General features: G+C 52.5%; 9 protein-coding genes. 7 read left to right on the top strand and 2 right to left on the bottom strand.

All coding sequences use genetic code 11. The features are described 5' to 3' along the window. Positions 1-17: 17 nt before the first annotated feature. Complete coding sequence (pyk, locus tag ACP7EW_RS14125) at positions 18-1,466, bottom strand: pyruvate kinase (protein WP_426218069.1); 1,449 nt, start codon at positions 1,464-1,466, stop codon at positions 18-20. Between the two features lie 607 nt (positions 1,467-2,073). Here pyk and ACP7EW_RS14130 point away from each other — a divergent pair. The 5 genes from ACP7EW_RS14130 to ACP7EW_RS14150 all read left to right on the top strand — a co-directional run bounded on the left by ACP7EW_RS14130 (position 2,074) and on the right by ACP7EW_RS14150 (position 9,937). After that, on the top strand, positions 2,074-3,483 hold the full coding sequence (locus ACP7EW_RS14130) for an NAD(P)/FAD-dependent oxidoreductase (protein WP_426217742.1): 1,410 nt from the start codon (positions 2,074-2,076) through the stop codon (positions 3,481-3,483). Beyond that, positions 3,470-4,708, top strand: coding sequence for an NAD(P)/FAD-dependent oxidoreductase (locus tag ACP7EW_RS14135; RefSeq protein ID WP_426217744.1), 1,239 nt, complete (start codon positions 3,470-3,472; stop codon positions 4,706-4,708). Before ACP7EW_RS14130 ends, ACP7EW_RS14135 begins: the two co-directional genes overlap by 14 nt. A 27-nt stretch (positions 4,709-4,735) precedes the next feature. Beyond that, a complete protein-coding gene (locus tag ACP7EW_RS14140; RefSeq protein ID WP_426217746.1) occupies positions 4,736-6,151 on the top strand; it encodes an FGGY-family carbohydrate kinase in 1,416 nt (471 codons plus the stop codon). Positions 6,152-6,395: 244 nt separating this feature from the next. Continuing rightward, positions 6,396-7,868 (top strand): amino acid permease, encoded by a 1,473-nt coding sequence (locus ACP7EW_RS14145; protein ID WP_426217748.1) that lies wholly within the window; start codon positions 6,396-6,398, stop codon positions 7,866-7,868. A gap of 29 nt (positions 7,869-7,897) precedes the next feature. Next, positions 7,898-9,937 carry a methyl-accepting chemotaxis protein gene (locus ACP7EW_RS14150; RefSeq protein WP_426217749.1) on the top strand — a complete coding sequence of 680 codons (2,040 nt, stop codon included), beginning with the start codon at positions 7,898-7,900 and terminating at the stop codon, positions 9,935-9,937. Positions 9,938-9,976: 39 nt separating this feature from the next. Here the strand turns inward: ACP7EW_RS14150 and ACP7EW_RS14155 are convergent, their stop codons facing one another. Then, complete coding sequence (locus ACP7EW_RS14155; RefSeq protein WP_426217750.1) at positions 9,977-10,759, bottom strand: DeoR/GlpR family DNA-binding transcription regulator; 783 nt, start codon at positions 10,757-10,759, stop codon at positions 9,977-9,979. A 444-nt stretch (positions 10,760-11,203) separates the two neighbouring features. Here ACP7EW_RS14155 and eutH point away from each other — a divergent pair, with 444 nt between their 5' ends. Both eutH and ACP7EW_RS14165 read left to right on the top strand, forming a co-directional pair. After that, positions 11,204-12,451: an ethanolamine utilization protein EutH gene (gene eutH / locus ACP7EW_RS14160; RefSeq protein ID WP_426217751.1), complete on the top strand. Its 1,248-nt coding sequence runs from the start codon at positions 11,204-11,206 to the stop codon at positions 12,449-12,451. Between the two features lie 58 nt (positions 12,452-12,509). After that, complete coding sequence (locus tag ACP7EW_RS14165; RefSeq protein ID WP_426217753.1) at positions 12,510-12,866, top strand: DUF1937 family protein; 357 nt, start codon at positions 12,510-12,512, stop codon at positions 12,864-12,866. Positions 12,867-13,363 lie beyond the last annotated feature (497 nt).

Raw genomic sequence — 13,363 nt, forward strand, 5'->3', positions numbered from 1 at the left:
TCATAGTCAGGTCATCCTCAATGAATTGCATCGCCGACGCGTACAACGCGAAGTGAATTCGTCCCACCCTGGGCGCTGGAGTAGTCACCTTTGGTGATCAGGACATGATCTCCTTCTGCAACAATGCCTCGATCCAAAAGCTCCTGGACGGCACGGCGGTTTACTTCTTCGTGAGGGAATGAATCGCTGTCGAATGGAATGGTGTTCACTCCTCGGAAGAGTGAAACGCGGTTCTGAGTTCGGGTGTTGCGAGAGAACGCAAAAATAGGCAGGTGAGATCGGATACGTGACATTAACCGGGGGGTATCACCGCTTTCGGTCATGCAAATGATCGCTTTGACCCCATACAGGTGATTGGCCGCGTACATGGCGGACATTGCGATGGATTCGTCGATTTTGTGAAAAATCTCATCGACTCGATGTTTAGAACGATGTGCAAGGGGGTGTTTTTCAGCGCCGAGAATGACGCGATTCATCGCTTTCACCGTTTCGATGGGATAGGCGCCGGCAGCAGTTTCTGCTGAAAGCATGACCGCATCAGTGCCATCCAATACTGCGTTAGCAACGTCGAACACCTCCGCACGTGTCGGCATTGACTGGGTGATCATCGTTTCCATCATTTGAGTAGCTGTGATCACAACCCGGTTGAGTGTCCTGGCGCGGTCAATAATGAGCTTTTGGACTGCAACGAGTTCTGCATCTCCAATCTCGACTCCGAGGTCACCCCGAGCCACCATGACGCCCTCGGACGCCTCAATGATTGCGTCCAGGATCCGAGTGTCTTGAACAGTTTCCGCGCGTTCGATTTTGGCAATCAGCCCTGCCTCACCACCTGCTTCGCGAAGCAGTTCTCGAGCAAGGTTGATATCAGATGCGTCTCGGGGAAAAGAAACAGCCAAGTAATCTGCGCGCATCAGTGCGGCGGTCTTGATGTCTTCACGGTCTTTTTCTGTCAAGGCAGAAGCGGACAGACCGCCGCCTTTGCGATTGATGCCTTTGTTATTGGACAGAGGCCCGCCAACGATCACTTCACAGAAAAGGGACGTAGGGTTGACCTTCGTCACACGAAGCTCGATACGGCCGTCATCCAATAGAAGGATGTCTTCAGGGCGGCTGTCGGTGATCAGGGCCTTGTAGTCGACGCCCACCCGCGTCACGTCACCGGCGTCGCGTTCCAGGTTTGCATCCAGAATGAATGAGTGCCCTTTAGTAAGGATCACTTTCTCTTGCACAAATCGTGCAATGCGGATTTTGGGGCCTTGAAGGTCGGCCAGAACTGCAACGAATCTTCCATGTTTAGCTGCGAGCGAGCGAACAAGTTCGGCGCGAGCAAGGTGATCCTGTGCCGATCCATGTGAGAAGTTGAGGCGAACCACATCCACGCCAGCTTCGATCAGACCTTCGATGGCTTGCGGCGTGCTCGTTGCAGGGCCGAGAGTGGCGACGATTTTTGTTCTTCGTTGCATGGCAATGACATCTCTAGAGGAAAAACCCTGGCGGGCGACAATCCTTTTAAGGCGCAGCATCTATGCCGAAGTCAATTTTGATTGTTGTTTTGTGAGTGGAATGTTATTTGTTCGGTCATAAAATGTTGTTTATTTTGACCATATTGTTGCCCTAGACGGCTTAAAGCTTGTGGTTTTCAAATTCAAATCAGCCAAGGCTTAAGCAAGACACAATCCCTATGCTGCCCAGCATGGATGATTATCGGCAGCATAAGTGTGCATTGGTAACTCTGGTGTGCGCCATTGTGTAGCGTAGTAGCACTTTCCACGTTAGATGACTGAGTCCACAAAAAACACACGATCCAGGTAAATGACTGAACTATTCGAGAAATTTTTTTTTAGTCACTTTAAAAATGCCTTTTTGGCAACACAAAAATGCCTCGCACGCCTTTTAAATGGGGGGTGTGTAGAGGGTTTACGAACCATTTTCGTTTGTAGCCACAGAGTTATTCGCGACTAATTGACCGTATTAGCCAAGTAAATCGGTCATTTAAACGACAAATCGGTCAGTGGCATATGCGGTGCACACATCTTCAGTCATCAAGTCTTCACCAAGATAGGCGAGCTCATGACGAAATCATTCCCCAACCACACTGACGCCTACGACGTCGTCGTCATCGGCGGCGGCGTTGTGGGATGCGCAATGGTAAGACGCTTCACGCTCGAAGGAGCGCGCGTCCTTCTGCTTGAAAAAAGTCCTGACATCTTGTCCGGGGCAAGTAAAGGCAACAGCGCGATTCTGCACACCGGCTTTGATGCGCCACGTGGAAGTTTGGAGCTTCAGTGCATGAAGGCTGGGTACCAGGAGTATCTGGACATTTACCAAAAAATGTCGTTGCCGCTGCTCGAGACTGGGGCGATGGTCGTGGCGTGGAACGAGGATGACCTCAGTAAGTTGGAAGGGATCATTCAGCAAGCTCATGACAATGGCGTCGCGGATGTGCAGTTCATCGATCGCGCTCGTGTCAGGGCGTTGGAGCCTAGTCTCGCGCCGAATGCACTCGGTGCTGCGCAAGTGCCAGGCGAGTTCCTGATCGACCCGTGGTCTGCCCCATTGGGTTATCTGCTGCAAGCGATGCTGCATGGAGCTCAAGTCCGTTTTAATGCGCAGGTGACCGATGGTCAGTTTGATGGTCAGACATGGTCGCTCAACACTAATGCCGGTGTCTGCAAGGCTCGGACGGTCATCAATTGCGCAGGGCTGTTCGGTGACCACCTTGAGCAGAATCTGCTGGGTGAGTCCACCTTCTCCATTCATCCGCGCAAAGGCCAATTCGTAGTCTTCGATAAGGCTGCTTCACGCTATTTGACCAACATCATTTTGCCGGTGCCGAACGAGCGCACGAAAGGCATCGTGTTAACGAAAACGGTTTACGGCAATTTGCTGGTGGGCCCGACCGCTGAAGAGCAGGACGATCGAATTCATGCTGGGCTCGATAGTAAAGTTCTGCAGCAGTTGATCGACGCTGCAGTTGAGCGGATCCCCGCCCTGGAGGGCATGCCAGTGACCGCCACGTATGCCGCATTACGACCTGCCAGCGAGAAGAAGGAATATCGGGTACACAAAGTCGACGGTAAAAACTGGATCACTGTGGGCGGTATCCGGTCAACTGGGCTGACAGCGGCACTGGGCATCGCCAAGCATGCCTTCTCTCTCTACGAAGGGCGTCACTCACCACTTGCAGTTGAAAGACTCCAGTGGCCGACGCTGCCAAATCTCGCAGAACATCTAGTGCGTGATTACCAGAAACCTGGTTACGGAGAGATCATTTGTCACTGCGAAATGGTCACGCTCAGGGAAATCAACGCCGCGTTGGCCAGTGATCTTCCTCCAGGAGATCTCGGGGGCCTGAAGCGACGCACGCGCGCCTGCATGGGGCGTTGCCAGGGTTTCTATTGCGGAGCGCGGGTGGCTGAACTAAGTGCCAGTCGTTTGGCTATTCCGCTCGCTACAGGTGCTTGTCATGAATCCCATTGAAATTGAAAACGTTGACGTAGCCATTATTGGTGGAGGGCCATCCGGTCTCTCCGCAGCGGTGGAGCTTCGTAAATTGGGCGTCAATAAGGTTGTCGTTATCGAGCGAGAACCTGAAGCGGGTGGCATTCCTCGTCACTGCGGCCACCCACCATTTGGATTCTGGGAATACGGCAGGATCTACACAGGGCCGGACTATGCCCGTCGGAACGTTAGTGAAGCTCTGAAAGTCGGGGTGGACATACGTTTGAGGCATTCGGTGACCAAGCTGGGTGCAAACGGTCGGTTGGAAATTGTCAGTCCTGAAGGTGCCGTCACCCTCCAGGCTCAGAGAGTCTTGATTGCAACCGGGGCAAGGGAGACGCCGCGCTCGGCACGGTTGGTGGGTGGGGATCGTCCTTTGGGGGTTATCAATACTGGCGCGTTCCAGTCGTATCTTTACTTGGAACACCTTAAGCCGTTTGACCGCCCGCTAATAATCGGCACTGAGCTGGTCAGCTTGTCTTCAATCATGAGCTGCAGGCGTGTGGGCATTAAGCCAGTGGCGATGATCGAGGCTAATAATCGGGCCACCGCGCGCTGGCCGCTGTCTCTTTTTCCACGCCTGTGCGGTGTGCCGATGCATTACGGCGCACAGCTCGTTGAAATTCATGGCACGGGTCGCGTCGAAGGCGCGAGCGTGCGATTGGCTGATGGCAGCCTGAAAGAGTTTGACTGCGACGGCGTACTCCTAACTGGACGGTTTATTCCCGAGTCCAGCCTGGTACGACTGAGTGAATTGAAGCTTGATCCTAAAAGTGGCGGGCCTGTAATTGACCAGTATGGGCGTTGTTCTGACCCCGCTTATTTTGCCGCCGGAAATCTGTTGCGTCCCGTTGAGACAGCCGGTTGGTCATTTCGGGAGGGGCGCAAGATCGCCAGCTTTATCGCTCGCGACTTGAATCGGCAACTCCCCCCAGTTGAACAGACGGTTGAGATCCTTTGCAAAGGCGAACTGAAGCTGTGTGTTCCTCAGCGATTGAGTCTTTCCCCTGTCCAAGGAATGAAACATCTCCAGATGCGAGTGAGCAAGGCCGCTCGTGGGCGCTTGGTCGTGAGGGCCGACGGGAAGGACTTGTGGTCGCGCTCCGCTTCTTCACTTCCAGAGCGAAGGATCCTGATACCCATTTCTAGCTTGAACGTGCCCCAGGGCGTACAGCAACTTGAAGTCGACTTTGTCGCCGAATAAGAAAGAACAGCCGAGGAGACCTGAAGTATGCGTATTGCCGCTATCGATCAAGGCACTACCAGTACCCGTGTATTGGTAGTCGACCAGAATGGATCAGCTGATATCCAGCTCTCGCTGCGCCATCAACAGCATCACCCTCATCCAGGTTGGGTTGAACACGACCCATTGGAGCTCCTCAACAATATCCAGCGCTGTCTGGAATCCACTGGCCGAGTGGATGCAATCGGTATCGCGAACCAAGGTGAAAGCTGCCTGGCTTGGGATGCGAAAACTGGAGAGCCACTTTCTCCGGTTATTGTGTGGCAGGACAATCGCACTGCAGCTGAGATTACCAAGCTGCGCAGTGAGGGCCGCGAAGCTGTAACACTTGAGCGGGCAGGGTTGCCACTTGACCCGTATTTTTCTGCGAGCAAGCTTGCCTGGATAGTGAAAAATCTTCCCGCAGCGAAAACCGCGCTCAGCGCTGGACGGCTTCGTCTTGGTACGACCGATGCCTACTTTCTGGATCGGCTCACTGGTGTCTTTGCCACAGATGTAACCACGGCTTCGCGAACGTCGCTCATGAATTTGTCTACTGGGCAATGGGACGCTGAACTCTGTGAGCTCTTCGGCGTGCCCATTGAGTCGTTGCCGGAAATTCGAGACACAGTTGGTACTTTTGGCGAAATCGGAATCACCCCTGTCACTGCTTCCATCGTCGATCAGCAGGCATCTCTCTATGGGCATGGATGTCGAAGCGAAGGTGACGCGAAGATTACTTTCGGTACCGGAGCTTTTGCGCTGACGTTGACAGGTGACCAGATCATTCGCGCCCCCGATAAAGGTCTTTTGGCCACGATCGCCTGGCAAATAGATGGTAAGCCAACTTACGCGATGGATGGTGGTGTGTATGACGCAAGTGCTGCCGTTGAATGGGCGGGGCGGCTGGGTCTATTTTCTGACTTCTCGGAGTTGGCAGCTTTCGATGAACCGCCCGCTATCTCTCGTCAATTAGCGTTTGTGCCTGCTCTTTCGGGCCTGGGGTGTCCGCACTGGGATCGAAGCGCCGCCGCACTCTGGGTAGGTATGAATGGAGGTACAACGCGCCAGGATATGTGTCAGGCCCTACTTGAAGGTGTCGCTTTAAGGAGTGTTGAAGTCATCACCGCGATGGACGGGTTTCTCAAGGTTACCGATCGCTTGTCTATTGATGGTGGATTAGCGCGCAGCCCTTACTTCGCCCAGTTTCTGGCTGATGCGCTTCAGCGGTGCATTGTTACCCAGCGTTTTGATGAGCTGACCTCTTTTGGGTGCGCGGCTTTGGCTGCTAAAGGTATTGGTGTCGATTTAAAGCCACCACGTAACACCAGTACCAAGTTCAGGCCGAAAGTGAGCGCAGAACAAGCGCTTCAGTGGCGCAGTACCTTCTCTGATGCGGTTAAGCGCTGCAGAGACTGGCGTTAGGAAATCTCCATTCGGCCGCTGAAAGTCGTGCAAAAGATGAGACACCTCTTTTGCTCAGTTCAGTCTTGTTAGCTGCCTGCTTATTTGATCGTTTGACCGTTTGAGCTTTGAAGAAAACGCAATTCCACAGCGGAAAAACAGTCTGGCATGTGAAGTGCGTTGAATATAAAGGACTCCAACTACTCGCCCATCAAGAGCGAATTAGGGGAAGTCTGTTCGCGGTGCACACACCAGGAGACATTAAATGTCTGATTATAAAGCAAGCGCTCAGGCGCACTGCTCAAGTACGACAGTGGGCGAAGAAGGTTATCAGGCTCAATTCGAAAGAACGTTAGGGAAATTTGAGTCTTTTGCTGTAGCTTTTTCATTCATATCAATTACAACCGGGTTGTTTGCAACTTACGGAAGTATGTTGGCTTCGAGTGGCCCTGTGGGTATTTGGACTTGGCCAATAGTGACACTTGGAACACTTCTGGTTGCATTGGTGTTCGGCCTGCTAGCCAGCAAAATTCCATTGTCAGGTTTCAGCTATCAGTGGGCGAGTCGTTTGGTCAATCCCGTGCTGGGGTGGTGGTTTGGCTGGGCAAGCTTTGCCTTTCTGGCCATTGTTGCAGTGGCGGTAGATTACAGTCTCGCCCAGGTGGCGTTATTTCCGCTTCTAGGTTGGGAGTACACGGCAGCTGCTGGGGCATCCACGACAGTCGCGCTGCTGGTGGTACAGATGTTACTGATCATCTGGTCTACCCCTATCCTGACGAAAATTAACAACATGGCTGTTGGAGCAGAGGTATTGGCGGTGTTTGGCTTGATCGTGGCTATTGGCGTGGCGGTGGCTTTTTTCGGTAAAGGTAATGCGTCAAATCTTGTCTCGACAGGCATCATTCACACCGACAATTACTATGGTTGGCTTGGGCCGTTCATGTTGTCCGGGTTGCTCGGCGCGTTCACACTGGTTGGTTGGGAGTCTGCCGCTAATCTGGCCGAAGAAACTCATAACCCGAAGCAAGTCGTTCCCCGAGCAATGGTCAACGCGATTCTGGTGAGTGGCGTACTGGGGACGCTTTTTCTGATAGTCGTCAGCCTCGGACTTGGTGATCATATTGAGGAACTGACGAAAAGTTCTGCCCCGGTAGCTGATGTGATCCGTATGACGTTAGGGGAGGTATTTAGTAAAATCGTGCTGGTGGTGGTGTGCATCGCGATTTTCGCCTGCGGTCTTGTGATCATGACCAGTAATAGCCGTCTGATTCATGCTATGGCTCGCGATGGGCGTCTGCCATTCTCTGAAAAGCTGAGTGTGGTGCCTCGTCCTACAGGCGGCCCACTATGGGCCACCGTGCTGGCCGGCGTTGTCTCGATTGCTATCGTTTTGAGCTTCTACACAAGCCCTGATGCGTTAACTCAGCTGCTGGGAGCGGCGACGCTGTTTCCTGCCCTGCTTTATAGCGGAACGGTTCTGCTCTACATCTTCACCCGTCACAAACACGTTCATCACCCTGATGATTTCACACTGGGCAAATGGGAGTGGCCAGTTGTCGCCGGTGCATGTATCTGGCTGTTCGTAGAAATGTGCGTGTTTATCATCCCGTCTGACTTCCGCGTTGCACAAATGTATGTACTGGCATCCATGGGTGTAGGCGTTTTGGTTTTCTTGTCGGTCTGGATTAACCGCCGCAAGCAACTGGAGCGGATGCCGGCTCTCGGCACCTATCTCTAAAAAATACGGCACACCGAGACTGCGGCCCGATGGGCCGCAGTTTTCCTGTGTCTAGCATCGTGTGGAGCATTCTTGTGCTGAAGACAATAGTCGCCCGGTTTACCGTGGCACTGGTATTTCTCTTGCTGGTGATCGCCTCGTTTATTTACGGCGTAATTGTTCTGCGAGGGGAGCCCAAATTAATAGAAGCTCAGACCGAGGGAGCAGAGCAGTCAGCACTTGCCATATCTCGGCAATTACAAATTAAGCTTGCCGACATCGAAGGGCGTACTGCGTCTATCGCCAGCTTGGGCGAGTCTTTACCGGTCAGTGATGATCAGATCAAAGCGAACGTGCAGCCCATTATCAACTCCGGAGGCGACGCAGATATCGCAGGAGGTGGGCTTTGGCCGGAGCCAAATGTTATCAAGCCAGGCATAAGCCTCTACAGTTTTTACTGGGCGAGATCATCCCAGGGTGTACTCGCGTTCTCGGCAGAAAATAACGATCCAAGCATCGCGCCATACCAAGCCTCCGACTGGTACAAGCAGGGTGCCCAAGCGCCAGCAGGTAAGTGTGGATGGTCTGACGCCTACGTCGACCCAGTCAGTAAAGTGCTGATGACTACTTGTGCTGTTGGCTACAACCGCGTTGGTAAATTTGCAGGTGTGGCGACGATAGATGTTGCGCTGACGGGCTTGGCGGATTTTCTTAAAGCCAACGGTGGTGTAACGGGAGGCTACGCATTCGCTGTAGATAGATCCGGGAATGTTCTGTTTTTACCTGGAGTGCAGCCGGGTGGCAGGGTGGCAGAAAATACCCAAGCGAATAATCAATACCCTTGGTTCGATCAAGTCTCGAGATGGCGTGCGCAACCTGGCGCAAAGATCGGTACGATCCGTGTTACGAACGAAAAGACCTTTGGGTCAGGAGCCTATGTCAGCTTGATAGGCATTCCTGACACCGGATGGGTCATCGGTCTTGTAAGTCCCGAAAAGACTATGACTGCACTCGCTGGTCAGCTCACTCAGGATATTCTCATCATTCTAATCCCTGTCCTGATGATCCTGTTCTTCATGGCGTGGCTCGCCGGAAAGTCCTTGATGAAATTGGTCGAGGAAACCACCTGGCAAATTAGCAATCTCGGAAGCTCCGATGTCTCAGCAGAGGCAAAGTTGACTATCGTTCGGCACGACGAGATAGGGCTGCTTAGAATTGCGGTGAACGGTTATGCCGGGAAGTTGCAGGGCATGCTGGATAGCATTGCGGCAGATTCTTCAACTCTGCAAACGCAGGCGGATGCAGTCGCGGAGCTTTCAGTTGTTATGGCAGAACGCGCTGATCAGCAGCGTCAGGAAAATACCCTACTTGCTACAGCGGTTACTGAAATGGCTTCCAGCGCTCAGGAGGTCGCAAGAAATACTGGCGATTGCTCCACTACTGCGGAAGTTTCGCTCACCAACGCGCGATTAAGCCAAGGTCAGGTCGAGGAGAATGGCGAGACAATTGCCTCACTCACGGGGGATATCTCTGGAGCAGCTGGGGCTATTACTAAACTCGGTACAGACATCGAGAGCGTCAGTAATGTGTTAGACGTGATCAAGTCTATTTCCGCGCAAACAAACTTGCTGGCGCTCAATGCAGCTATTGAGGCCGCACGTGCAGGGGAGCAGGGAAGAGGGTTCGCTGTGGTTGCGGATGAAGTGAGAACACTGGCGGGTAGAACCCAGGCCTCCGCCGATCAAATTCAGCTGATGATCAGCGATCTTCGTTTAGCGTCAGTGACAGCCGTAAACACGATGGTTGCCGGTGAAGCTCGTACGCGCGTTGTTTCCGAGCAGGCAGGCACACTCAAACAATCGCTGGAAGGTACGGTTGCCGGGTTCGATGACATCGTCCAGCGTGCACGTCAGATTGCAGTCTCTGCTCAGGAGCAGAGTCACGTTACCCAGGAGATCAATGAGCTAGCGGTACGCATTCATGCTGCTAGCGAGGAGGCGGCAAAAGATGCGGCAGCACTAAGCTCTCTTAGCCAAGGCATGCAGGATCTGTCTCGTCGGCTCGGCTCTCTGAGTAAGCGGGCCGGCTGAGGCTATCAACGGTGGGCTATCAAAGCCCACCCAAACGGTTCACTGCCATTCTGACCTGCTGATTGGTGGAGCCTCATGAACCTCAACGTGAGCATCCGCCAACGCTTTGGCAAGCTCACCCATAGGCAAGCGATCGATGATCAGTCGATCTATTCGCTCCAGTGGAAATACCTGGAACAAAGCGCGTTTGCCCATTTTCGATGAGTCTGCAATCACTGTGAGATAACGCGTGCGCGCAATCATTGCTCGTGTGATTTCAGCTTCTTCAATTGAAAAGTCAAAGGCGCCATCTGAACTCAAGGCCCCGATTGTAACGACGGCATGTTCGGCATTGAACCTGGATATTTGCTCCATGGCCAATGCGCCGATGTTTTGTTCTGACTCCGGCCGGTATTCCCCGCCGATCATGAAAACCCTGTTGCCACTCGCACCAATGCTTCCTGCGATTAGCAGGGAGTTGGTTATCACGGTGATACGGCTGAGCTTTGCTAATTCCCGAGCAAAAAATAGCGTCGTAGTTCCGGTGTCGATCAGAACGCTGTCGCCCGGCGCATAGAGTCCGGCGGCATATCGGGCAACCGCTCGCTTTTCCGGTGAATACTCATTCATCCGAGTCTGGAATGCATTTTCATGCTCCCCACTCGGTGGAAGAGATGCGCCGCCATGAAACTTGGTGACCTGACCATCTTCGGACAAGACAGTCAGATCCCTGCGGATCGTTTCCTGGGACGTGCTGAGCGTGCGAGCCAACTCATCCACTGAAATTCGTTCGCGCTGTCGCAAAAGCTCAAGGATATGTTGACGTCGTTCTGTAGGGCGCATGTGTCTTCCTCTAGTGCTACGCGAAGTGCTCTGTTGGGGCGCATCTCTGTTACCTGGGCACACAAAAGAGGCGGGGGTAACGTTGCTGATCCCGCCTATGCGAAGCCGTGGGCTACTGAATTTGGCATTCAGAAAAACCGACCTCGACTGGTGTCCGTTACGCCGCAAGGCTGCAAACCAGAATACGCCGAGGAGTTGACCGTTTCTAGTGGGTTTAATACTCAAAACCACATAAAAACAACGAATGGCATGTGAAGTGTTTAGTAATACGGCGAGGAAGGGATGGGTGGGCACGATTCAAAACCATCCAACCGTGGATTTGTTAGAAACAGTCATTAGACATGATGTCTGACCCACCGCGAGGTGCTCAGGACATATCAGATAAGAACTTTAGAGCTTCTGCCCTGAAAAGTAGTCGACTCAAAACACATGCAGGTGGGCGCAATGGCGGAATTTGGAAACTACGTTATTTACCTAATCATGATCGGTGCTGTTGTTGGGGCATTCGCTTCCGTGATCAAACCGGAAAGCGGCTTGGGCAAGGAATTCGTTAATGGCATTCATTCCATCGGGCCCGTGTTCTTGGCCCAGGCAGGAATCATGGTTGCGATTCCTTACCTGTCCAAATTCATTGAGGTGGCGCTTGGGCCATACTTCGGAGCCATGGGCTCCGATGTATCCATCGCGGCACTTTCGATTATCGCGGTGGACATGGGCGGATATCAGCTCGCTGATGCATTGGCAGCAAACCGAGACATGTGGATCACTGCGATGATTGTCGGGTACACATCCGGCGCTACCATCGTTTACCTGATTCCCGTCGGTCTCATGATGCTGGATCGCAAGGATCACAAATATTTGGCTTTGGGAGCTATGGCGGGTCTGATCAGCATTCCATTTGCTGTGCTTGCATCGCTGACGATGATCACCGCTTTCAATATCCCGGTTCGTGAAATTGTATCGACAACATCACCTGCGCTTCATTACCTCACGCTCGACTTTGCCGGTTGTGTGAAGTTACTCGCTCCATTGTTTGTTTTCTGCTTCTTGTTGGCTACTGGGCTACGCTACAAGGCGACCATCATGGTTGGCGGCTTCTTGGTATTCGGTAAGGTGATGGATGCCTTTATCAAGATCATATTGGCTCTGGCAATCGTCGAGCACTTCACCGGTTTCTTCATGAAGAACTTCGGTGTCTGGGGCTTTGATCCGATGTTTGCAGACCAGAAAGAATTGTTCCGGGCCATCGAAATTGCCGGTTACATCGGCATCATGCTCGCTGGCACTTTCCCTATCTGCTACCTGTTCAACCGCTACTGCAAAAAGCCGATGGAAGTCATGGGTAAGCACCTCGGACTTTCACCAGATGGCGCCGCAGCGTTCGTAATGGTATTTGCGAACATCATCGCCGTATATCACTTGTTCAAGAAAATGAATGCCAGGGACAAAGTCCTGTGTGTCGCCCTAGGTGTCTGTGCACAGGCAACCATCGGGGATCATTTAGCCTTCACCGCTAACTTCCAGCCGACGCTGATCATGCCAATTTTGTTGGCCAAGCTTTTCGGCGGCCTGCTCGCTGTCGCAATCGCTATCAAGATATCGGTACCTGCCGCCCAGCGTTATGAAGCTGCGGAAAAAGAGCGTGAGGAAGCAGCAGCCGAGAGTGGTATCGCGGTAGCCCAGCCTGCTTGAAGTCAAGTTTTCCATAACCAGGAAGGGCAGAGAGTCCTTCCGTTCTAACGAGGTCAAAATGCGAAAAATTTTTCTAGCCTGCCCGTATAGCCACGCCGATGCTTCGGTAACACATGATCGATTCATTACGTGCAACAACGTAGCTGCAGCGATAGTTGAGTCTGGCAACGCCGTGTTCAGCCAGGTCTCAATGTCTCATCCGATCAACCTAGCCTTCGAAGGCAAAGATAGCGTGGCTATCGGCAAGCTCTGGGCGCCGGTCGATGCGTTCTTCATGGAGACATTGGAGGAGTTGGTTATCCTTGACCTTCCTGGTTGGGATTTGAGCTCTGGTATCAAACGAGAGATTGAGTTCTTCAAGAGTCGCGGCCGCAGGGTGAGCCTGTGGTCTGAGGTAGAGTCCGAGTTTAACTGAGACTAAACTGGGTTCTTTTACCTCATGTCGATCAGTTAACTCCTGGCGCTTGATCTTTGGCAGCAAAAATCAAAATCCGATGTTTGTATTAGCATCGGATTTTTTATGCGCCTCACCTAGGTACTGGAATTAATCCATAATTTTGCCTTTATTCTCAGCGCAGTATGAGGTTTGAACGCTCGGTTTGGCTCTTCTATGGTCGAGCAAGCTAAATTGAGCCGTCAGACATTGTTAACGTTCGAGAAAGACGTTTTCCGCTGAAATTTACCCCTGTCGTGAGTTTTAAGCATCCTTTCGACATCTTTGGCCGGGGGGCTATCGCATGACAATTATACTGCTAGGCCAGCGCCTGCAGGTGTCATCTTAATGCAGTCACCGAACCCGTTAGATATTGAGCTATGAAATTGTACGACAGCTCTTCGATTTCACTTAAAGAAATGGCATTAGGCAGTTGGTGACCCGACGTAGGTCAGTTTGCACTTTATTTGCGAAGGCGG

Origin of the sequence: Pseudomonas sp. DWRC2-2, assembly GCF_049897885.1 — a bacterium.
GTDB lineage: Bacteria > Pseudomonadota > Gammaproteobacteria > Pseudomonadales > Pseudomonadaceae > Aquipseudomonas > Aquipseudomonas azotoformans_A.